20 protein-coding genes and 1 riboswitch are annotated in these 22545 nt (G+C 59.0%); of the genes, 7 read left to right on the top strand and 13 right to left on the bottom strand.

Features of this window, described 5'->3' with window-relative positions; genetic code table 11:
- Positions 1–5: 5 nt before the first annotated feature.
- The 8 genes from AC5SEO_RS02605 to AC5SEO_RS02570 form a co-directional block, all read right to left on the bottom strand.
- Positions 6–761, bottom strand: a complete 756-nt coding sequence (locus tag AC5SEO_RS02605) for a hypothetical protein (RefSeq protein WP_035199494.1) — start codon at positions 759–761, stop codon at positions 6–8.
- Positions 762–866: 105 nt separating this feature from the next.
- Positions 867–3638 carry a TonB-dependent receptor gene (locus AC5SEO_RS02600; protein ID WP_174068841.1) on the bottom strand — a complete coding sequence of 924 codons (2772 nt, stop codon included), beginning with the start codon at positions 3636–3638 and terminating at the stop codon, positions 867–869.
- A 148-nt stretch (positions 3639–3786) separates the two neighbouring features.
- Complete coding sequence (locus AC5SEO_RS02595) at positions 3787–4782, bottom strand: FecR family protein (protein WP_174068842.1); 996 nt, start codon at positions 4780–4782, stop codon at positions 3787–3789.
- A gap of 111 nt (positions 4783–4893) precedes the next feature.
- Complete coding sequence (locus AC5SEO_RS02590; protein WP_013761633.1) at positions 4894–5394, bottom strand: RNA polymerase sigma factor; 501 nt, start codon at positions 5392–5394, stop codon at positions 4894–4896.
- A gap of 209 nt (positions 5395–5603) precedes the next feature.
- Positions 5604–6356, bottom strand: a complete 753-nt coding sequence (locus AC5SEO_RS02585) for an ABC transporter ATP-binding protein (protein WP_003511038.1) — start codon at positions 6354–6356, stop codon at positions 5604–5606.
- Entirely contained in the window at positions 6350–7417 is a 1068-nt protein-coding gene (locus AC5SEO_RS02580; protein ID WP_174068844.1) for a FecCD family ABC transporter permease, read from the bottom strand. Before AC5SEO_RS02580 ends, AC5SEO_RS02585 begins: the two co-directional genes overlap by 7 nt.
- A complete protein-coding gene (locus tag AC5SEO_RS02575; protein WP_174068845.1) occupies positions 7414–8553 on the bottom strand; it encodes an ABC transporter substrate-binding protein in 1140 nt (379 codons plus the stop codon). The genes AC5SEO_RS02580 and AC5SEO_RS02575 overlap by 4 nt, the downstream gene beginning before the upstream one ends.
- 94 nt (positions 8554–8647) lie before the next feature.
- Positions 8648–9781, bottom strand: coding sequence for an ABC transporter substrate-binding protein (locus AC5SEO_RS02570; RefSeq protein WP_003511043.1), 1134 nt, complete (start codon positions 9779–9781; stop codon positions 8648–8650).
- Positions 9782–9894: 113 nt separating this feature from the next.
- Between AC5SEO_RS02570 and AC5SEO_RS02565 the strand changes: the two genes are divergently transcribed.
- Positions 9895–10719, top strand: coding sequence for a class I SAM-dependent methyltransferase (locus AC5SEO_RS02565; RefSeq protein ID WP_025595582.1), 825 nt, complete (start codon positions 9895–9897; stop codon positions 10717–10719).
- A 173-nt stretch (positions 10720–10892) separates the two neighbouring features.
- Here AC5SEO_RS02565 and AC5SEO_RS02560 read toward each other — a convergent pair whose 3' ends face one another.
- The 5 genes from AC5SEO_RS02560 to AC5SEO_RS02540 form a co-directional block, all read right to left on the bottom strand.
- The gene (locus AC5SEO_RS02560) at positions 10893–11375 is read right to left on the bottom strand and encodes a pseudoazurin (RefSeq protein ID WP_174068846.1); all 483 of its coding nucleotides are present in this window, start codon (positions 11373–11375) and stop codon (positions 10893–10895) included.
- Positions 11372–12172: an ABC transporter ATP-binding protein gene (locus AC5SEO_RS02555; RefSeq protein ID WP_035199503.1), complete on the bottom strand. Its 801-nt coding sequence runs from the start codon at positions 12170–12172 to the stop codon at positions 11372–11374. The genes AC5SEO_RS02560 and AC5SEO_RS02555 overlap by 4 nt, the downstream gene beginning before the upstream one ends.
- The gene (locus tag AC5SEO_RS02550; protein WP_003511052.1) at positions 12169–13197 is read right to left on the bottom strand and encodes a FecCD family ABC transporter permease; all 1029 of its coding nucleotides are present in this window, start codon (positions 13195–13197) and stop codon (positions 12169–12171) included. Before AC5SEO_RS02550 ends, AC5SEO_RS02555 begins: the two co-directional genes overlap by 4 nt.
- Positions 13194–14225 (bottom strand): ABC transporter substrate-binding protein, encoded by a 1032-nt coding sequence (locus AC5SEO_RS02545; RefSeq protein WP_035199504.1) that lies wholly within the window; start codon positions 14223–14225, stop codon positions 13194–13196. Before AC5SEO_RS02545 ends, AC5SEO_RS02550 begins: the two co-directional genes overlap by 4 nt.
- Before the next feature lie 165 nt (positions 14226–14390).
- Positions 14391–14626: riboswitch (cobalamin riboswitch) on the bottom strand.
- 39 nt (positions 14627–14665) lie between these two features.
- Positions 14666–15544 (bottom strand): GNAT family N-acetyltransferase, encoded by an 879-nt coding sequence (locus tag AC5SEO_RS02540; protein ID WP_495363712.1) that lies wholly within the window; start codon positions 15542–15544, stop codon positions 14666–14668.
- A gap of 211 nt (positions 15545–15755) precedes the next feature.
- On the opposite strand from AC5SEO_RS02540, the gene argE reads away from it, so the two are divergent.
- The 6 genes from argE to AC5SEO_RS02510 all read left to right on the top strand — a co-directional run bounded on the left by argE (position 15756) and on the right by AC5SEO_RS02510 (position 22512).
- Complete coding sequence (gene argE / locus AC5SEO_RS02535) at positions 15756–16880, top strand: acetylornithine deacetylase (protein WP_035199507.1); 1125 nt, start codon at positions 15756–15758, stop codon at positions 16878–16880.
- Between the two features lie 24 nt (positions 16881–16904).
- A complete protein-coding gene (locus AC5SEO_RS02530) occupies positions 16905–17828 on the top strand; it encodes a 2-hydroxyacid dehydrogenase (protein WP_174068847.1) in 924 nt (307 codons plus the stop codon).
- A 26-nt stretch (positions 17829–17854) separates the two neighbouring features.
- On the top strand, positions 17855–18211 hold the full coding sequence (locus AC5SEO_RS02525; RefSeq protein WP_013761644.1) for a cupin domain-containing protein: 357 nt from the start codon (positions 17855–17857) through the stop codon (positions 18209–18211).
- A gap of 307 nt (positions 18212–18518) precedes the next feature.
- A complete protein-coding gene (locus tag AC5SEO_RS02520; RefSeq protein ID WP_174068848.1) occupies positions 18519–19982 on the top strand; it encodes an aldehyde dehydrogenase family protein in 1464 nt (487 codons plus the stop codon).
- 13 nt (positions 19983–19995) lie between these two features.
- Entirely contained in the window at positions 19996–21039 is a 1044-nt protein-coding gene (locus tag AC5SEO_RS02515) for a tartrate dehydrogenase (protein WP_013761646.1), read from the top strand.
- A gap of 15 nt (positions 21040–21054) precedes the next feature.
- A complete protein-coding gene (locus AC5SEO_RS02510; protein WP_013761647.1) occupies positions 21055–22512 on the top strand; it encodes an NAD-dependent succinate-semialdehyde dehydrogenase in 1458 nt (485 codons plus the stop codon).
- Positions 22513–22545 lie beyond the last annotated feature (33 nt).

The following is a 22545-nucleotide window of genomic DNA, read 5'->3' as shown; positions in this document are numbered from 1 at the left end:
TTCCTTTAAGCGGCAAGCGCCGATGCGCTGGCGAAAATGAAGTCCGATGCGTCGAGTACGCTTGCATCGACACCGTTGAGCGTGATGGATACGGACGTGTCTGCTGCCGAAAGGATAACGGCATTTCCGTTATCGTTATACCACAACAAATCATTCACCGAAGTTGCACCCCAGGCGGAAACATCAAGCGTATCCGTACCATCCTGATAACCGTAGGTTCCGGTCGGGCCGGCGTTCACGACGTCATTGCCGCCGGAGAATACGAAGGTGTCCGCGCCGGCAAAGCCCGTCAGGGTATTGGAAGCGGCCGTATCCTCGATCACCGTGCCGGTGGCCGCGAAGTAGTCATAGAAGCCGGCCAGAGAGCCGAAACGGGCAAGCTGGTAAACGGCGAGATCGAGAAGATCGCGCGCGCCTGCGAGCGAGTAGGAGCCGTCGGGATCGATCAACAGTTCCTGCTGGCTGACGGCGATGCCGCTAGTGGACTGGCTGTAGCCGGTGCCGAGAACGATGCTGTCGACCGAACCTGTCAGGTTGCCCTGGGAGTATTGCAGGGCACCGCTCATGACAATGCCCTTGCCACCGTTGCTGCCATCGCCCCACGCCTCATAGGTCGTGTTCGGATCGATAGTGGTAGTGGCGAGAGAGCTGGTCTGAGCGTCGTAGAACGCACCATAGGTCGAACCGAAACCGCTCGTCCAACCGTTGAGGTAACCTATCAGGTCGGAGGAAGACTGCGTCAGTTGAATTGTGGTAGCCATAGGTGTACTCCTTTGCTGGCCAATAGGGATACCTTTGTCATGTGACGAAGGCGTTTCATCTCCGGGACGGGCTGCAACCCCAGCCCGGAGAATTTCTTCCGCGCATCAGAACTTCACGTTCATCGTTGCGATAAATGTGCGGCCCGGCGCGGTATAGGCACTGGCTGCCGGGATGTATTTGCGGTCGGTCAGGTTATTGACCGCGAAACGAAGCGTCGCCTTTTCGTTGAAGGTATAGGAGCCGTATAGGTCTACCGTCGTGTAGGGATCGGTTACCTCTCGCAGATTGCCCTCCGTATCGAGCGTCCGCGATTGCGTCGGCGTGACATGGTTGAGCCGTGCGCCCAAAGAGAATTTTTCCTCGAAGAAACGCATGCCGCCATCAAGCGTCAGCTTCACCTTGGGTGCAACGTCACCCGGCCATGCGACGATCTCGCCGCTTGTCGTGGTCGTGCCGTTAGAGAAAACCTGGGTTTTGTCCGGCCAATCGGTCTTCAGCAGCGTCGCTGAGCCACCAAGCCAGAAGCTCCGCGCATCATAATTGCCCTCGAATTCAAGGCCGCGCATATAGGTCGTGCCGTCGAGATTGACGAAGCTGGTATAGGTCCGATCCGCCACCTGATCCGTGACGAGATAACCGAGAGCGATGTAATCCTTCACCCCACGGCGAAAGGCGGCCATTTTGATGCGGACGGAATCGTTGTCCAGCAGCACGCCGTCAAAGCTCATATTCGCGCCGATTTCGTAAGTGGTGGCTTTTTCGGCCCGCAGGGATGTGTTCGGGGCATATTCATATCCGGGGCTGTCCCCCGGACGGGCACCGGCAAAGAGAGCCTCGAGAATTGTCGGCGGACGCAGGCTTTGGGAATAGCTCACATAGGGACGGAACCAGTCGACGGGTTTCAGTTCAATCGTGGCGGAGGGTAGCCAGGCACCGTAGGTGCGATCGATATCGACATTGTGCTCCGGGTATTCGGTAACAGGTATCGGTGGCGTAATTGTGCCAGTTCCAGGCATGCAACCTGCCGAAGCATTAGGCCAGGCACGCGCCAGATAAAGCGCGTAGAGCGCAGCCCAGGACGGGTTGGCGGGAAGGAACACCTGATTGAAATAGTCGAGAGGTGTGTAATGGTTGCCGACTGGATCGCAGGGGACAGAGGTGTCTACGAGATAGCTGCGGGTACTGTAATAAGTCGCCGATCCCTTCAGGTGTGACCAGTCGTAACGCACGCCGCCACTTAGCGTGATCCAATCCGCCGGCTCCAGCTCACCGTTTAAAAACAGGCTCGCGACATCGCGCCGCCCGGCGGGGCTGAAAGCCGTGTAGCTGGTAGCAAAGGAGGGGTTTTCCTTGATCTTGGAGCTCATAGCAACGGATGTGGCTATATCCCGGAAGGCTTCGGCCCCATAATTTAGGCTGAGCGCACCCGCCTTGGTGTCGAAACGACTGGTATTTTCCAAGTTGCCACCGAAGCTGCGCAGGCCCATATCTAGATTGGTCTCCACCGCATAAGTGCGCGCCGATCGCAACTCTTGCGTCATATTGTCGTTCAGCCACAACGAAGATTTGAAATCGATGAGTTCGCTTTCGGGGTCCCAGTCCAGCTTCGCGACGACGCTGTCGTTGCGTACACTTTCCCTGTCGACCACGGTGGACGCACCCTGAACAAAATCATTCTGCTGATGCATCCATGACAACGAAGTCTGCACATCCCCGAAGTCACCTTCGCCCTTGAAAAAGGTCGACCAACCGTCCCTGCCGAGCAGGTCCTTCATCGTCAAAGCGGTGCTTCGGGCCTCACCCTTGGTTCCGATCTTGTATTCATCCATGATCGTGCGGCTGTAACCGGCAACAAAGGAGAGAGGGCCATTCGGCTCACGAACTGCGGCCAGAACCGAACCCTGAAAATCGTAACCATTGGTGCCACGGGAGACATTCACCTCCGCCCCCTTGTTCGCACCCTCGGGGATCAGATCGGCGGCGCTGACGGTACGGAACTCGACCTTCCCGCCAAGTGAACCCGCGTTACCCGACCTCGCATTGGTTATTTTCTCGATCTCGACAGCACGGATAAAGGCAACATCGACGTAACCCTGCCCGGCGCTCGCGGTGTAACTCGTGGCCCCGCCGAAAGCTGCGCCACGCTGCGCATTCTGCCGCGCACCATCGATGGAGACGACCACGCGGCCGCTTTCCTGCAAGCCACGTATATTGGGCGAAACGGTAGGGAAGCTGCCATTGCCCTCACCGGCATAGACGCCGGAGACGCGGTTGAAGACATCGCGCGTGTTGCGCACGCCGGCGGACTGGATCGCCTCGCGACTGACGACGCTGACACTGGCGGGTGTTTCATAAACCCAGTCGGGCGTTCCCTGATAACCGGTGCCGGCAATGGAATTGCGTCCGGTTTTTCCCGTCACGGTAATTTCTTCCAGAACGGTGGTGCCTTCCGCCCCGGAAAGATCGGCAACGGCCTGCCCCGAGCCTATGACGACGGTTCTGCCATTTCCGGCAAACCGGAAATTCACGCCCGTGCCTGCCAGAAGCCGGGACAGCGCATCCCGCACCGTAAAACTGCCGGTAACGGCATTGGTGCGCACATTGCCGGCGGACGGTGTGGCAAGCGTAACCTGCAGACCGGATTGTCGCCCGAAAACGCCGACAACGGAGGACAGCGGCTGGGCGGGAATATTAAAAGGCCGCGTTGCACCCTGCTCGCCACCGGAGCGCTGACCATTGGCGGCATTCGGTCCGCTCTGCGCAAAAGCCGGTACCGACATTGAAACGACCACCGCCGTTGTCGCCAAAAGCACGGTCATACGTGCCGGCTTTGCCGCGTTTTTCCCTGAACCGTTCTTACGTATCTGGAGGCGCATACTGCTTTTGTCTTCCTGTCTTCGCTCCGGCTATATCTTGACCGGATTACTCAACAAAAAGACGATTGCCTCGGCAGTTTTTTTCAGGGTTTAGGAGAATTTTTTATAAACGACTGAAAATGAATACGATTTTTTGTTTTATGGCGCTTCAGAAACGGGTGATGATGCGGGCAGTATTGGCAATTGCATGCACCTTGCCCTTATAGGGTTCCACCAATGCTTCCAGCGCACGGTCCGGATCGCGAAGATTGTAGAAGCCAGTCACACGCTGCTCTGCAAGCGTCTTGTCCGCCATCGTCAGCCATGCGGGATGATACCGCTGGATTTGCTCGACGACAGAACCGATCGTCGCATCCACAACGTAAAGCTCGCCGTTGCGCCAGCCACCAATATCCTCGACGGGAACGGTCTCTTTCCGGATTGCACCGGAGGCGTCGACAACCAGCATCTCACCCGGCACCAGCCGCGTTGGTGGCGCGTTGCGGAAGGAAGCTTCCACGGAACCATGCGCAAGAGCGACTTGCGTCACGCCATCCGTCATGTCGACATCGAAAGCCGTGCCGAGCACTTGGACGGTCAGGTTTTTCGCCTCCACGACAAAGGGACGGTCGCTATCCGGCACGACATCAAAAAAAGCTTCGCCCTTCAGCACCTTCACATTACGGCGGCCATTGGCAAAATCAGTGGTAAGCGCACTTGCCGCGGCAAGCTGCACCCTACTGCCGTCTTCAAGGGTTATGGTGCGGCTCTCTGCGGTACTGGTCTGATATTCGGCCTTGATATGGACGAAAAGCGTGGGAACGAACAGCACCGCAAGACAGAGAGAACCTGCTGCCACCGCCATGCCGGCATAATGCCGCAAGGACCAGCGCCGTCGCGATGCCTGTTTTCCGGCAACGTCAGGCAGGTGCGGCGCGTCTTCCCAGAGGCTCTTTAAACCCGGCTCAACCAGACCGAGATTGCGCCAAGTCTTGCATGTCCGCTCCCAGGCCAGACGATTTGCCGGCGAAGCAGCCAACCATCGATCAAATTCCGCCTTCAGCCGCGGTTCCGCCGAACCCGTTTGCAGGCGTATCAGCCAGTCGGCAGCCTCTTCCGCCTTCCCGGTCGGCAATGTTATTTTTTTATCGGGATCAATTGTCATTGAGCCGGTCAGTTCCTTTGACTGGGCGGAGGAGATGCCTCGTCTTCCGTGTTGCTTTAAAGACGTTTGAGGGAGAACTTTTTTTCACAAGATGAAACAATAAAGGCTATTTTACTGCATTTCTTTGGTAATGGCGGCAATACTACTCTTAATCAGACGATGGGCGCTAGCCACGGATACGCCGAGGTGACGGGCGATCTCTTCCATATTGTAGCCGCCAAATCTATGCATTTCCAATGCCACACGCGCCTGAACCGGCAGAGAGGCCAAAATAATCTGCATCTGCCGGACCTCATCGCAGAACAGGGCATGCTCTTCTGGTGTGCCGTGACCCTGTGGTATGCCCCAGAACGGGGTATCGTCGGGCCGCTCCCGCAGGTCCTGCCGGTTGCGGCGGCGATTATCGAGGGCGAGGTTGCGGACGATGCGGAAAAGATAGGATTTGAGGTTGGAAGGATTGCCGGAACCTTCGGGAACGAATTTCAGGAATGCCTCCTGAACCACGTCCTCCGCGTCCGCCCGCGACCCTAAAATAAGCGTGGCGTATTTGATCAGGTCAACCCTGTGCGCGACGTAAGCGTTATAACGCTTGTCATCTTCCCGTATGCCCATGTCTCAACCGAGAGAAATTTCAAGGATAAACGAAACTGCAAGCCCCCAAACGACAAAGCAGTTTTCCCGTCTAAACCTCTAGCACCCAAACTCTCGACCGAACAGCTATTTCATGACTATTATTATCAAGAATTTGTGCGGTCGCGGGTCCTGCAACAGCCAGAGACTCGCAGACCCGGCGGCAGGCGCGGCCGGGCCCTGTGATAGCGTCAGATAGCGCCGTCGACTATGACCATCGGCCTGCCCTGCGAACAGGGTTCGATGCGCGCATCGATGCGGTAGATATCGCGCAGCATGGCCGGGGTTATCACCGTCTCGGTGCTGCCGCTCACCACCATTTCGCCGCGCGCGATCACCATCGTATTCTCGCAATAACGAAGCGCATGATTGAGGTCGTGCAGGGCGATCAGCACGATCATGCCAGTCTTCTGGGCAAGGTCGGTCACAAACCCCAGAACCTCGACCTGCCGGTGGAGGTCGAGAGCAGATGTCGGCTCGTCCATCAACAGTACCTCCGGCTTGCGTGCCAGCGCCTGCGCCAGGGACACAAGCTGCCGCTGACCGCCAGACAATTCGCCGAGCCCCCGGAAGGCGAGATCGTGGATTTTCAGCGCCTTGAGAATGGCGTCGATCTCAAACAGCTCATCGTCGTGAACACGCCATCCGCCGCCCTGCTTGGCGGACAGAAGCACGGATTCGTAAACCGTCAGCACGGCGTTGGCGCCGGTGTCCTGCGGCATGTAGCAGATGGCCCGGTTGCCGCGTGCCGTATCTGACAACTCGACAAGCCCGGGACCGGAGATCAGGCTGGCGATGCGCTTGAAAAGCGTGGACTTGCCGGCAGCGTTCGGGCCAATGACCGCCGTGACACTGCCGCTTTCCAGCGTATCGATGCCGACCTTGGAGAGAACAGTCGTGCGGCCGTAGGCAGCGCCGACATCCTTCAATGCGAGCGCTACCATGCGCGTCTCCTGTTGCCGAAAATGAGCGCGAAAAAGAACGGTACGCCAACCAGCGCCGTGATGACGCCGATTGGCAGAATTGCGCCGGGAATGAGGATTTTGCTGATAACAGAGGTCGCCGACAGCAGCAGCGCACCGCAGATCACCGAGCCCGGCAGGAAGAACCGCTGATCTTCGCCCACCACCATTCGGGCTATGTGCGGGCCGACAAGCCCGACGAAACCGATGGTGCCAACGAAAGAAACCGGAATCGCGGCAAGAAGGCTGACCGTCAGCATGGTCTGCAGCCGCAGCCGACGCACATTGATGCCCATGCTGGCTGCCTTGTCGTCACCCAGCCGAAGCGCCGTCAGCGCCCATGCGTTGCGCATGAACATCGGCACCGTAACGAGAAGAATACCACCGGTGATATAGACCTTTTCCCACGTGGCCTTGGTCAGGCTGCCCATGGTCCAGAAAACGACGGCGGCGAGCGCCTGTTCGGAAGCCAGATATTCAAGCAGCGACAATGCGGCATTGAAGGTGAACACCAGCGCGATGCCGAGAAGGACGATAGTCTCCACGGTTACGCCGCGCATCGTCGAGGCAAAATGGATGAACAGGGCGGCAATCATCGCCATGATGAAGGCGTTGATCGGCACCATGTACTGGACGGCACCGGGAAAGATCGCAACGCCGCCAACAAGGGCCAGCGCGGCGCCGAAACTGGCGGCGGCCGAAATGCCGAGCGTAAACGGACTGGCGAGAGGATTGGACAGGATGGTCTGCATCTGTGCGCCCGCAACCGAAAGCGACGCGCCGACGGTGACCGCCATCAGCGCAATCGGCATGCGGATATCCCATATCACCACCCGAAGCTGGTTTGCAGCAGCAGCCGGATCGGCAATCGTCGCCAGAACTTCTGATATCGTGTAGCGCGCCGGACCAAGTGCCATGTCGGCAGCCATACTGAAACAAAGGGCGATGAAAAGCCCGAAGAGAATAACGATCCTTCGTGCGGCAAGGGAGCGATATTGATCGCGCCCACTCACGCCAACGGCGCTTTCATTCAACGAACTCATTCATTCGAACCTTTTTCGAGGGATGCGAAGTAGCCCGGCTTGTAGGTGACGGGCAGGAATTTCCGGTGAAAGTCCTCAAAATTCTTCTCGGGATCGAGATCGGCGAAGAGCTCGGGATGGAACCACTTGGCGAATTGCTGAATCGGAAAGAACTCGTAGGGCGCGCCGTAGAACTGGTGCCAGACGGCATGGACATTACCTTGTTTGACAGCCTTCAGTTCCGGAAACGGCGTGCGCTTCATCAGGTTTGTCAGTCTTTTCCGAGAAAGAGCCATGTCGGCTCCGCGTCCAACGGGAACGAACTGGTTGATATCGGATTCAGCCGCCCAGTTTGAGCCGGTTACGATGACATGATCCGGATCGGCAACGACAAGCTGCTCGGGATTGAGATCGCCGAACGTCGTCTTGATGATGCCGTCGGCAATATTATGGCCGCCAGCGAGATCGACCATTGCGCCGAAATTGACCGAGCCGAAGGTGCGGCAGCAATTGTCCTCACCGGAAATGCCGGGCGCGCGTTCGATGAAGACGCCGGGACGCTTCAGGTCCTTGACGCTGGCTAGCCGGTCGGTCACGCGGGCGATTTCTGCACGGCGATAGGCGATGAATTCCTTTGCACGCTCTTGCGCGCCAAACATTTTCCCGAGAATTTCAATCGAGGCTTCGCTGTTCTTTTCGGGATCGATGCGAAAATCGAGATAGACGATCTTGATTCCGGCGGCGGCGGCCTTCTCTTCGAAACCACTTTCCTTGGCGGATTTTTCCGCTTCCAGATTGAGGGTGATCACGTCAGGCGAAAGGGTAATGGCCGTTTCCAGACTGAAATCGCCCTGCGGCACATAACCGAAGCGCGGCAGTTTTTCGATCTGCGGAAAGCGCTCGACATAGGCGGCGTAGCTGTCAGGGTCCTTCTTGAGGAGATCGTCACGCCAGCCGACGATGGTGTCGAAGGTCTGGTCGCCTTTGAGCGCCGCGATGACGTGGATCTGGCGCGCCTCACCGACGATGTCACGTTTGACCGGCAGGTCCAGCTCGACCTTGCGTCCGGTGACATCGGTGATTTCTCCGGCATAAGCCGGTAAAGCGAGAAGAGACAAAGCCAGCACCGCAAGATGCCTGAGAGCGTTAAGCCGCATGAGAAGTCCTCTTAGTTCCAAAAGAAAATGATGAAGCCGCATGGCTGCGGCTTCATCCATCGATCGGACGGCGCTCCCCTTCACCGTCCCTGTCTTATTTCGTGTCCTTCAGCGACACAAAGTAACCGGGCTTGTAGTCGAGCGGCAGGAAGCGGGCATGCAGCTCCTTGAAGGTCGCCTCGGGGTCGAGATCCTTAAAGAGGTCCGGGTGCAGCCACTTGGCGATTTCCTGAATGGCCACGAACTGATACGGGTTGTTGTAGAACTGGTGCCAGATGGCGTGGACATTGCCGTTCTTGACCGCCTGTACCCCGGTGAAAGCCGGGCGCTTGGTCAGGTTTTCAAGCTTGCGGTGGGCTTCCTTCATATCCGCGCCATAACCGACACCGACCCAGTTGCCGCCGGGAACATAACCGTTCCAGTTGCCACCCGTGATGATGATCTGTTCCGGATTGGAGGCGATGATCTGTTCCGGATTGACGTTGCCGAACGTGCCGGGAATGATGTCCTTGGCCATGTTGATGCCGCCGGCGAGTTCGACCATCTTGCCGAAATTCTCGTTGCCGAAGGACATGCAGCAATCGTCGGAATAACCGCCGGCGCGTTCGACGAACACGACGGGCTTCTTCGGATTGGCCTTTTCGAGCGTATCGGTGACCTTGGCGATGGAGTCGGCGCGGAACTTGATGAAGTCCTCGGCGATCTTTTCCTTGCCGGTCAGCTGGCCCATCAGACGCATGCTCGGCTCGGTGTTTTCCATCGGCTTTTCGCGGAAGTCGACGTAAACGAGCGGGATGCCGACCTTTTCGAGCTTCTCGATGTAACCGGCCTCCTGCGTCGCGGTCTTCGCGTCGATGTTCATCAGGATCACGTCTGGCTTCAGCGAAATGGCCTGCTCGATGTCGAAGGTGCCGTCTTTCATGCCGCCAAAGGTCGGCAGCTTGGCAATATCAGGGTACTTGGCAAGATAGGCCGCATAGGTTTCCGGGTCGGCTTTCGCCAGGTCGTCGCGCCAGCCGACAACGTGCTGGAAAGGGTTTTCCTTGTCGAGCGCCGCCAGGAAATAGATCTGACGGCCTTCGCCGAGGATCACATGCGAAACGGGCACATTGACTTCCACGTCGCGGCCGGTCACATCCTTGACGGTGACCTTTTCGGCCAATGCAGGCCACGCTGCGGATACGAGAAGGCCAAGGGCAAGTGCCGCGGATTTGGCTGAGATGCGCATCGGATATTGCTCTCCAGTGTTGACTGGCGCGGCTGTATTATTTTCTGACTATACTAGTCAAGTTTTATGTTTTAGAGCCATTCTTAACTGAGCGGTATGTGAGCTGAAGACCGATGATCGACACTATCCACTATGGCAAAAACGACAGCCTGAGAGACGAAATCAAAACCTATTGGTCCGGCCGCGCCGCGACTTTCGACCTTTCCCCGGGTCATGAGATTTTCTCCGAAGAAGAGCGCAAGGCCTGGCACGCGCTGGTTTTGAAGCATCTGGGCCAGGGAGAAGGCCGCAAGGCGCTGGATCTGGCCAGCGGCACCGGCGTTATCTCGCACCTGATGGACGATCTCGGTTTTCAGGTCACCGGCATGGATTGGTCGGAAACCATGCTGGAGCTTGCAAGGGCGAAGGCGAAAACCCGCGGGCGCAATATCCGCTTTTTTGTCGGCGACGCCGAAAACACGATGGAGCCGGACGAAAGCGCCGACGTCATCATCACCCGCCATCTGGTTTGGACGCTGGTTGACCCGAAGGCAAGCTTTGCCGAATGGTTCCGTGTCTTGAAACCCGGCGGACGCCTGCTGATCGTCGATGGCGATTTCGTCAACACCGGCTGGCGCGAAAGACTGGTCAAGAAGCTGGCGGCGGGTCTGGAAAGCATCGGCCTTGTGAAGCCGGACCAGCCGCACAAGCCGGCGGATCCGGAAAACACCTTCAACAGCATTCTATCGCGGGTCTATTTTTCACAGGGTGCAAGAGCTGGTGACGTTGCAGCGCTGTTGCGTGAAACCGGCTTCGAGCCCGTTGCTATCGATCAGGAACTTCAGGCCATTCATCGTGCCCAGGCGAAAAATTTCAGTCTGCTGAAAGGCATTTTGCGGGGATTGCAGCACCGTTATGCAATATGCGCCGTGAAGCCGCACACGTCCGGCAAGGGATAGGGCGACCAAAGCCACCAAGCTGCCGCCCAGCTCTCCGTCACCCCGGATGTGATCCGGGGTCCAGTGCGACCAAGTCCTTGATCGCTTAATAATAGTTTCTCACGGTGCAGACGCGCCGTGGCTGGATGCCGGATCTAGTCGTGCATGACGCATGAAAACGCGATGCAGGGACCTCATTTTTCCGCCCGCTCGAATAGCTCCTCAAAGCGCGGCTTCGCCCGGCCTGGGACCTCTACCGTCCTGTAGCTCTGCGGCAAAACCGCGTCCCCCACCTTGATCAGCATAACCATGCCCATGCCGTAATGCGGCGAGCATTTGATGCCGTAAAAGCCTGGCTTTTCGAAACCGGTCTCGAATTCGTCGTTGATCCGGCTTTTGAAACCTTCAATATCTTCGGGAACCATACCATCGATCGTCGCGGCATTATGGCTCTTGTGGCTCGGCACGAAGCGCACGCGGTCGCCGGGAGCGATCTCCAGAAAATCGGGTTCGAACACCATGGAGCCCTTTTCGCCACGGTTCAGCATCTTCACCTCGAAGGTCTCGGCTCCGGCTTGAATGGAAAACCCTGTGGCCACAACCATGGCAAGTCCCGCGGAAACGCAAAGCTGTCGGGCGCAAAAGTGGAGATTTGCAAGTCTTTTCAATTTCATCATCGTGCCGTTGCTTTCCTTGCGTGATCGGCCGCACCGTGGGCCGGCAGAAAACGAATATGTGAAAATCCGCTTTCATCCGTGGTGACGACGGATTGCACCCCGAACACATCGGCGATGGTCGAAGAGGTGAGGACCTCGCGCGGTGGGCCGACAGCGATCATTTCACCGCGATGCATGATGGCGACGCGGTCGCAGAACATGGCGGCGTGATTGAGATCATGCAGCGCCGCCACAACCGTCAGTCCCTGCCTGCGCACCAGATCGAGCAGACCGATCTGGTGGCCGATATCGAGATGGTTGGTCGGTTCGTCCAGCAGCAGAATATGCGGCTCCTGCGCCAATGCGCGGGCAATGTGCAGGCGCTGGCGTTCGCCGCCGGAAAGGTGATGCCAGTTTCGCTCGGCCTTGTCCGCCATATCGACATTTCCGAGCGCCGCATCGACGATGGCGTCGTCCTTTGGCGACCATGCGGAAAGCGGGCCGAGATAGGGCGTGCGCCCCAGTTCCACGGCCTGTCGCGCGCTGATGCGCTCGGTGGTTTCGGCCTGCTGCTCCACAAAGGCCAGCCTGCGGGCAAGTTCGCGCCGCCCGAATGTGGCAAGCCGTTCCTCACCAAGCATGACATGACCCCGACGCGGCATGCGAATGCCGGCCAGCATGGAAAGCAACGTGCTTTTGCCCGAACCGTTCGGCCCGATGATACCCAGAAACTCGCCCGTGGCGACCTCCAGCGAAACACCGCGCACGATGTCGAGATTGCCGGCATGGAAATGCAGATCGTGGGCGGATAATTTCATGACCGGCCTCTCTTCTGCCCGAGAATAAAGGCGAAGGCGGGCGCGCCGACCAGCGCAGTGATCACGCCGATCGGCAGCACCTGCCCCGGAATGACGGTGCGCGAGAGGATATCTGCGATGATCATGAAAATTGCACCGGTCAGCGCCGTCACCGGCAGCAACATGCCGTGGCGAACGCCAACGAAGATACGCGCCGCATGCGGGATGACGAGACCGACGAAGCCGATAGAACCGACCAGCGACACCATGACTGCCGTCATGACCGCCGAAACCGAGATCAGCACCGCATAGACCCGGCGCACCGGAATACCGAGCGAAGCTGCTGCCTGACCGCCGAAAGCGAAAGCATCAAGCGCGCGTGCGTACCAGAGGCACACCCCAAGACCCGCAATACTGACCGGCAAAGCCAGCCAGACATCCGGCCAGCGCACGCCCGAAAGATTGCCCAGCAGCCAGAACATGATGCCGCGCGCCTGTTCGGCATTGGCGGATTTGGTGACGATGAACGACGTCATGGCGTTGAACAGTTGCGAACCGGCGACCCCCGCCAGGATGATGGCGCTGTTGCCGTGCCCTGCCCGCACCGCCAGAAGGCTGACAAGCGAAAAAGCCACAAAAGCCCCGATCAGGGCGCCAGCCGGCATCGTCAGGAACCCCGCCCCGAAGCCCAGAAGCGCCACGGCCACGGCCCCGGTTGAGGCGCCTGCGGAAATACCGAGGATATAGGGATCGGCGAGCGGGTTGCGCAGAAGTGATTGAAGCACCGCACCGGCCAGCGCCAGCGAGGCGCCACAGCACGCGGCAACGACGGCGCGGCTGAGGCGGTAACTCCAGACGATGCCCTCATCCAGCGGCTCCAGCGGATAACCCGCATGGAAGACACGATTGGCAATGGTCTTTGCCACCACGTCGAATGGAATGGCAGTCTCGCCGATGGCCGCACCGGCCATCAGCGCGACGAGCAGCAGGGCGAGTGCGGCAAAAGCCAGACCCGCCCTGCCGAGATTGACGGAAAGACCGTTCACTTGGCGAGACCGGCTGTGGAAATCGCCTCGGCCAGCGTTTCAATGCCTTCGATCGTGCGGATGGTCGGGTTCATCGCCTGCGCGTCCATTTCGAAGACATGGGCCGCCTTGACGGCGGGCATGATGCTGGCAACCGGATCGGTAGCGAGGAACTTGAGCTTGACGGCGACGTCATCGGCGGGGAAACGCCGGCGGTCCATCTTGCCGGCAACGATCACGGACGGATTGGCTTTGGCGATGGTTTCCCAGCCAACAGTCGGCCATTCCTCATCGCTTTCGATAACGTTCTTCAGCCCGAGCGCGGACATGATGTAACCCGGCGCACCATTGCGGCCCGCCACGTAAGGATCGATATCCAGCTCGGCGCTGGAGAACCAGAAGACTGCTGAAATCTTGCCATTCGCCGAAGCGATCTTGGCGCGGGCGGCTTCCTCACGCTTTTTCAGGTCGGCAACGACTTCCTCGCCGCGATCCTGCACGTTGAAAATTTTCGCAAGGTCGCGGACCTCTTGGTAGATCAGGTCCATGGTGAAAACGGACTTGCGCACGCCATCGCCGCCGCCGGAATTGTCCTTGCCCATGCAATCGGCAGGGGAGGTATAAACGGGAATACCGAGTTCGGCGAATTGCTCCGGTGTTCCGACAACGCCTTCGGGACCGATCTGCCACTGGAACTGCGTCGTCACGAGGTTTGGCCTCTTGCCAACCACCGCCTCGAAGCTCGGATCATTGTCGGCAAGCCGCTCCACCTTGTCATTGGCGTCTTCGTAACCCTTCAGAACCGGGCCGATCCACAGCGCCGTGCCCACCACCTTGTCGGCCACGCCGAGCAGATAGAGAACCTCGGTCGTGCTCTGGCCGACCGATACTGTGCGGGCGGGCGCCTGCTTGAAGGTGATTTCGTGGCCGCAGCTATTGATCGTCAGCGGATAGGTGGTTTCGGCAGCCTGAGCGGCACCGGCGGGCAAGGCCGCTAGTGCGACAGCCAGAAGACCGGCGGAAACCGGCAGGCGTTTGAAATGAAACATATGTTCTCCAGTCTAAATAAAGTGGCGTGATCCGCAGGCCGCGCGTCAAAACGCGTAGTGACAGAGCGACAACAAGTGTGGAGATGGAGAACGGGACTCTAAATACGTTTCCGCGGACGGAAAGGTCATAATCAGCTCCTCTTCCGGGCATCCCCGCCCGTAACGATGGTCAATATTATGACGGCAGGTCTCCTGGCTCGCGAATATGCGCCGTTCATCTGCCTTCCCGCACCTTGAAGGGTGCAGTGGCATGACGCTTTTCAGGCGTCACGAGGATGAACGGCAATCCGCTTACAGTTGCGGGGGCAGCCACGGCATTGGGCGATAGAAATCACCCGCACCATGTTCCCTATTAATCCCTTTGCCGTTCGGCTTCAGGAACCGTCGCTTTCTGACATAAGGGGCAAGCGCCGGGGCGTCAATTGCGATAGTGCCGCAGCTCAGCACAAAGACGGACCCGCCAACGCGAAAATTTTTGTAGCGCCGGAAGGCGCCGGTTGCGGTGCGTCTTTGGACATGGCGGTAAGGGTTTCAATCACCACCAGCCCGGATTGCGCAATAAAATCAATAAAGAGACTATTGTCGCCGATGGTGTCGAGGCGCACCAGCTCATCGTCCAGATCGGTAAAATGCCGCCTCACAAGCGCAATCGCATCCATGTCCGCACCCGCAACGACCGGACCGATAATGTGGCCCCGCCCCGCCGCACGGCGCAGCGCAAAAGCGGTAAGACGGTCTGCCTCAAACACACCGTAACCCGCATTCTGCGTCAAAAGTCGCTGCAAAACGTTCCGGCGCGAAACGCCAAAAGCCGCCCGGTCTAGTTCCACCACATCAGTCAGATGACCTGCGGATAACGGCTCTATTCGTTGTTTTCTGCCGGGCGGCGGTATCTCGAAAAGGCAATTCGCCCTTCCCCGGAACAGATATACTTTTTCCGTATCACCGGCAAAACCCAACCTTGAAAACAACCGCCGCGACGCTCCCGTCGCGTTCAACCGCAGGGAGACAGTGGGGAATTTCGCGACAAGTTTCTGCACAAGCCATGGTGCTACGCCCTGCCCCTGCAAACGGGGGGAAACAATGACCATGCCAAGCGTCGCAAACCCCTGATCATAGGGAAAGAGCATCGCGGTTGCGACAACACGGTCGATCTCATCGAGCGCAGCGAGACCCACGCCGCATTGCCGCAGAAAACACCATTCATTCGCGTGATATCGCCATCCGACGGCCATGGAGAGTGCATGCAGATGATCGGCAGCCACGTCCGCGATATCCACGGTCCGCAACTCGAAACTATCGACTTTGAGCAGGTCCATAACCAACGGCCCTCTTCCCCTACGGCTCACAACCTTCATCCGATCCCGGCCTAGCCCACGACATCCGACGGTAGCCGGTTACGCCAGCACGAATTTTCTGAAAGCACTGGAAGGTCACAACAATCTACCGAAATCATTCGCATTTCAGCAGATAAACGTCGCAGTCCATTCTAAGCTTTCGGGATGACAATCCGGTCAGCGGAGACGACCATTGAACGCAATCGAAATCCTTGAGCGTCTCGTCGGTTTCCCGTCGGTCGTTGGAACCGCCAATGGCGATATTGCCGGCTGGATCGCCGATTATCTTGAAAGCCACGGCGCGAAAGTATCGCTGCTTGCGGGACCGGAGGGCGACCGCGCCAATCTCTTCGCCACCTTCGGCCCGGCCGATCGCGCCGGCTATGTTTTGTCCGGCCATATGGATGTCGTACCCGCCAGCGAGCCGGAATGGTCTTCCGATCCCTTTACACTGCGGGCGGAAAATGATCGTCTCTACGGGCGCGGAACCACCGACATGAAGGGTTTCCTGGCCACGGTTCTCGCCGCGGCGCCTGCATTTTCGCGCACGGCGCTGAAACGTCCCGTGCATATCGCCTTTTCCTATGACGAGGAGGCGGGTTGCCGTGGCGTTCCGCACCTTCTCGCCAGATTGCCTGAACTGTGCGCCGCACCGGCCGGCGCAATTATCGGCGAACCGAGCAATTTGCGGGCGGTTCGTGCGCACAAGGGTAAAGCAGCAGCTCGCATTACCATCCGTGGTCGTTCCGGCCATTCGTCCCGGCCTGATCAGGGGGTGAATGCCATTCACCTGATGACCGGCATCATGGCAAAGGCCGTGGAGACGGCACATGAGTTGACGAAAGGCCCTTTTGAAGCGACTTTCGAGCCACCCTACTCCTCGCTGCAGATCGGCACGATGAAGGGCGGCCAGGCGATCAACATCATCCCCGATTTCTCGGCCATCGAGCTGGAAGCGCGGGCGATTTCCGGCATATCTCCGCTTGAACTGCTCGGGCCGGTTCGCGCAAGCGTCGAGGCTCTTGCAGCAAAGGGTGTCGATATCGAATGGACGCCTATGAGCGATTATCCGGCGCTTTCGCTTGCAGCCAATGCTCCGCTTGTTCTGCTTCTGGAGGAATTGACCGGCACCCCCTGTCTCGCCGCCGTCAGCTACGGCACGGAGGCGGGGCTGTTCCAGGCGGCGGGCATCGACGCCATCATCTGCGGACCAGGAGATATCGGTCGCGCCCACAAGCCGGACGAGTTCATAACGACGGGCGAACTATCGGCCTGCCAGTCGATGCTGGAAACACTCGCAAGCCGCTGTACGGCTTGAACCTTCGGGAAGCATAGATTTCAGATGACGTTTCTCTTCAATTCCGACGCCAAGCGCGGCGAGATTTTCCGGCAGGCTCTAGCTGCAGAACTGCCTGACCTGCCGTTTTCGATGGATGCATCAACTGTCGATCCCGACGCAGTCCGTTACCTCATCACCTGGACGGTACCACGGGACATTGCCCGTTACCGCAATCTCGAAGTCCTGTTTTCGATCGGCGCGGGTGTCGACCAGTTTCACATCGAGGCGATCCCTGAGACGGTAAAGGTCGTACGCATGGTGGATGAGGGCATCATCCGCATGATGCAGGAATATATCTGTCTCGGCGTACTTTCCCTCCACCGCAACCTGCCAGTCTATTTAAACCAGCAGCGCCAGCAACTGTGGAATGCCCTGCCCCAGCGTCAGGCGGAAGAGTGCCGGGTGGGCGTTCTCGGCCTCGGCATGCTGGGCGTTGCGGCGCTGGAGCGGCTGAAACCTTTCGGCTTTCCGCTTTCCGGCTGGAGCCGCTCACAGCGTCAGATCGATGGCGTCACCTGCCATCATGGCGACGACGGCCTCAAATCCATTCTCTCCACCAGCGATATTATCGTCTGCCTGCTGCCTCTCACCGACGAGACCACGGGGCTTCTGAACGCCGAGCGTCTGGGGATGCTTCCCGAAGGGGCTGCTCTGGTTCACGCCGGGCGCGGCAAACAGCTAGATCATGACGTTTTGCTCGATGCACTCAACAGCGACAGGCTTTCAGGTGCGGTGATTGACGTTACCGATCCGGAGCCCCTGCCCAAAGACCACTGCTTCTGGACCCATCCGAAAATTCTCCTGACGCCGCATATTGCCAGCGTCACCCAGCCCCATTCCGCTGCCCGCACCGTCGTCGAAAATATCAAACGATACGAATCCGGTCTCGAACCGCTCGGCCTCGTTGACCGTAGCCGCGGATATTGATCCTACCGTTCCAAGAAAGGACACCCATGTCTCTCCTCAAGACCATCGACACCAATCCCGCCTTTGAACCGAAAGCCTCCAAGGCCCTGCCCGAACGCCTCATCGCCGGCGACCCGTCGTTCAAAACCTGGCCGCTAGACGAAGCCCGTGATGGCACCGTGCATACCGGCATCTGGGAAGCGACCCCCGGCGAAAGCCGCTCGATCAAGGGCGAGACATTCGAATTCTGCCACATTCTCGAAGGCGTTATCGAGATCACACCGGAGGGCGGCGCGCCGCTGCGTTACACGGCGGGCGACAGCTTCGTCATGAAGCCCGGTTTCGTTGGCGTCTGGAAGACAATCGAAACCGTGCGCAAGATCTATGTGACCGTGAACGGATGATTTGCCGAACAGCATGCCTGGCATCCCGGCTGATGCAGAGGCATTTTTGAGAACAGCGATGGCTGGCAATCCGCAGGCGGATGCCAGCCATGGTTTACATAGGTATCCTGCCCGGATGCCTTTCGACCGGATTTACGGCCCTCGATCGGACCCGTCGCAAGGTTTTCGGCGCGGTCTTCATGCCCGCCGAAGATTGCGCTGTGGGCCACCAGCAAAACAGGATTTTCGTTCACCGCCCCCGCCGCAGTCGGTCGATGCTGCTTGCCATCAGGGAGTAGCTTCGGCGCATATCCACAGAGGATCATCCATGACGCTCAGCTTCGATCCAGACAGCCTGTCCCTGCCGATCGGCCATTTCATCGGTGACCGGCTGATCCCGGCTAAAAACGGCATCGACATGCATCGTCCTTCGGACGGTATCGAATATGCCGGTTGCCCGAAGGCGGATGCGGCACTTGTCGATGAGGCGGTGCAAACCGCCAAAGCCGCACTGAAGAGCAGTAACTGGGGCGGCGTGCGCCCGCGTGAGCGCACCAGGGTGCTGCAACGCTGGGCAGACCTGATCGAGCAGGAAGCCGAGACGCTGGCGAAAATCGAGGCGCTCTCCTCAACCCGGCCCGTGGGCCACCTGATTGCCGGCGATATCGCCGTCACTGCCGAACAGATCCGCTTCTTTGCCGAATTTGCAGACAAGGAGGGCGGTGATCTCGTGCCGACCGACGATACAAGCGTCGGCATGATCATGACCGAGCCCTATGGCGTCGTGGGCGCCATTACGCCCTGGAATTTTCCGGTGTCCATGGCGGGCTGGAAGCTTGGCCCGGCACTCGCAGCCGGCAATGCCGTAGTGCTGAAACCATCGGAAATGACGCCCTTCTCCAGCATTTTCATGGCGCAACTGGCCATCAAGGCAGGGCTGCCCGCCGGGCTTATCAACATCGTGCTGGGTGACGGGCCTGTGACAGGCAATGCCATCACCGGCCATCCCGAAATTTCCAAGGTCAGCTTCACCGGATCGACGGCAGCAGGTTCGGCCATCATGGCAAATATCGCGCGTACCGGCGTCAAGCCCATGACGCTGGAACTGGGCGGCAAAAGTCCGCAGCTGGTTTTTGCAGACGCCGATATCGAAAAAGCCGCCGCCGCGATCGCCGGCAACATTCTGTCCAATGCCGGGCAGGCCTGCGTTGCCGGCTCGCGCATCATCGTTGAAGAGATTGTCGCAGAGGCGCTTTCCGCCGCAATCATCGCTCGCATGAAGACAGTGAAGCCCGGCCCGACCTGGGACGAAGCAACACAGTATTCGCCGATCATCTCCGAAGTGCAGCGCCAGCGCATTGACGGCATCGTGCAGGCGGCTGTCGCGCATGGCGGCGAATGCCTGACGGGCGGCGCGATCATGGACGGTCCGGGTTATTTCTACCAGCCGACCTTGATCGCAAATGTCGACCAGACCTCCCCTGCTGTCACAGAGGAGATATTCGGGCCGGTGCTGACCCTGCAAACCTTCAAGACGGAAGAAGAGGCGCTGGCGCTCGCCGATCATCCGACCTACGGTCTTGCCGCAGGTCTTTTCAGCCGCGATATCTCGCGCGTCATGCGCCTGTCTCGCGCCATCCAGGCAGGAACGATCTGGGTCAACCGTTATGGCCGCTCCCGCGACCATATCCTGCCGACCGGCGGTTACAAACGCTCCGGCATCGGCAAGGATCTCGGACGGGAGGCCTATCTCGCCAACCGCAAGAGCAAAAGCGTCCTGATCGGACTGTAACAGGGGAAGCATCTTGAAAACGCATCGCATCGCACTCATTCCCGGAGACGGCATCGGCAAAAGCGTGACTGATGCCGCCTGGCAGGTTCTCAACACCGCAGCAAAAAGCTCCGGTTTTGCGCTTGAAGGCACCGAATTCCCCTGGTCCTGCGCCTTCTACAAGGAGACCGGCGCGATGATGCCGAAGGATGGCATCGAGACCCTGCGCGGCTTCGACGCCATTCTGCTGGGCGCGGTCGGCTGGCCAGCGGAGGTGCCGGATTCGGTATCGTTGCACGGCCTGCTTCTGCCGATCCGCAAGGCATTTGTGCAATACGCCAATATCCGCCCGCACCGGCTTCTGCCCGGCGTGCAGGGACCGTTGAAAGCGGATGGATTCGACATTCTCTGCATCCGTGAAAATACCGAAGGTGAATATTCCGGTGCTGGCGGACGCGTCCATCAGGGCACCGAAGACGAGGTCGCTGTCGAAACCTCCATCTTCACCCGCAAGGGCGTGGAACGCATCCTGCGCTTCGGCTTCGAGCAGGCGCAAAAGCGTCGCGGCAAGTTGGCTTCCGTCACCAAATCCAACGCCCAGAAATATTCGATGGTGTTCTGGGACGAGGTGACGCAAAAGCTCGCCGCCGAATATCCGGATGTTGAAGTTTCCAGTTATCATATCGACGCCATGGCGGCGCGCATGGTGATGGCGCCGGAAAGCCTTGATGTCGTGGTCGCCTCAAACCTCTTCGGCGATATCCTGACCGATCTCGGCGCAGCCATTCAGGGCGGCCTCGGTTTTGCCGCCTCCGCCAATATCAATCCCAACCGCACGGCACCCTCCATGTTCGAGCCGGTGCACGGTTCGGCCCCTGACATCGCCCATCTCGGCATTGCCAACCCCATCGCCGCCATCTGGTCCGGCGCCATGATGCTGGAGCATCTGGGTGAGGCGGATGCGGCCAAGCGGGTCATGGCGGCGCTGGAAATGGCGACCGGCCGGGGCATTGGCACCGTGCCGGGCAAGGACAAGACAGACGTAATAACTGCCGCAGTTCTTGCGGCTCTCGACTGATTTCGGAGACAGATAATGCAGGGCTTGAAGGATAAGGAACTCTTTCGCCAAACGGGTTTGATCGGCGGGGAATGGAAAGCGGCCGCATCAGGCAAGACGGTCGACGTGATCGACCCGGCGACGCAGGCGGTGATCGGCACCGTGCCGGATATGGGCAGCGTGGAAACCCGCGCGGCCATCGAAGCCGCCAACGCTGCCTTCGGGCCGTGGAAGAAGAAAACGCACGCGGAGCGCGCGGCGCTTCTGGAAAAATGGTTCGCGTTGATGATCGAACACATCGACGATCTCGGCCTGATGTTGACCATCGAACAGGGCAAGCCACTTGAAGAGGCCAAGGGCGAAATCCGTTACGGAGCATCCTTCGTCAAGTGGTTTGCGGAAGAAGGCCGACGCATCAGCGGCGGCACCATTCCCTCTCCGACGCCGGATCGCCGTATCGTGGTGCTGAAGGAGCCGGTCGGTGTCTGCGGCATCATCACACCGTGGAATTTCCCGAACGCCATGATCACCCGCAAGGTCGCACCTGCATTGGCGGCTGGCTGCACCGTGGTCATCAAGCCCTCGGAATTCACGCCCTATTCGGCCCTAGCGCTCGGCGTTCTCGCCGAACGTGCAGGCATTCCGGCTGGCGTCATCAACATCGTCACCGGCATGCCGACGGAGATCGGCAACGAGATCATGGCCAATGAGACGGTGCGGAAAATTTCCTTCACGGGCTCTACCCGTGTCGGTTCGCTGCTGATGCGCGGTGCGGCGGACAGTGTAAAACGACTGTCGCTGGAACTCGGCGGCAATGCCCCTTTCATCGTATTCGACGATGCCGATCTCGATCTCGCCATCGAAGGCGCGCTCGTTTCGAAATTCCGCAATGGCGGTCAGACCTGCGTCTGCGCCAACCGCATTCTCGTTCAGGCGAGCGTTTACGATGCGTTTGCGAAAAAACTGGCTGATCGCGTCGATGCCATGCGTGTCGGACCCGGAACGGAACTAGGTGTTTCCATCGGTCCGATGATCAACGAGCCGGCAATCGCCAAAATCCGCGCGCATATCGATGACGCCGTTTCCAAGGGCGCCGAGATCATTACCAAGCCTCATGATCTGCCTGAAGGTTCGCAATATACCGCACCGGTGGTGCTGACGGGCGCAACAACCGCCATGCGGCTGGCGAGCGAAGAGACCTTCGGGCCAGTCGCCCCGCTCTTCCGCTTCGAGACGGAAGAGGAGGCGATTGCGATCGCCAACGGCACGCCCTTCGGCCTTGCCGCCTATTTCTACACTGAAAGCCTCAAACGCGCCTGGCGCGTGGGCGAAGCGCTGGAGTTCGGCATGGTCGGCCTCAATACCGGGGCGATCTCCACCGAAGTCGCCCCCTTCGGCGGCGTCAAGCAATCCGGCCTCGGCCGCGAAGGCGCACAGGTCGGCATCGAGGAATATCTGGAAATGAAGACGTTCCACATCGGTGGGCTTGCCTGAAGACTGTTTCTTTCTCCCCGCCTAAAGGGCCGC

Source organism: Agrobacterium sp. K11, assembly GCF_059429395.1.
The sequence above is the reverse complement of the archived record's forward strand: the minus strand, read 5'-3'. Positions and strand labels throughout refer to the sequence as shown.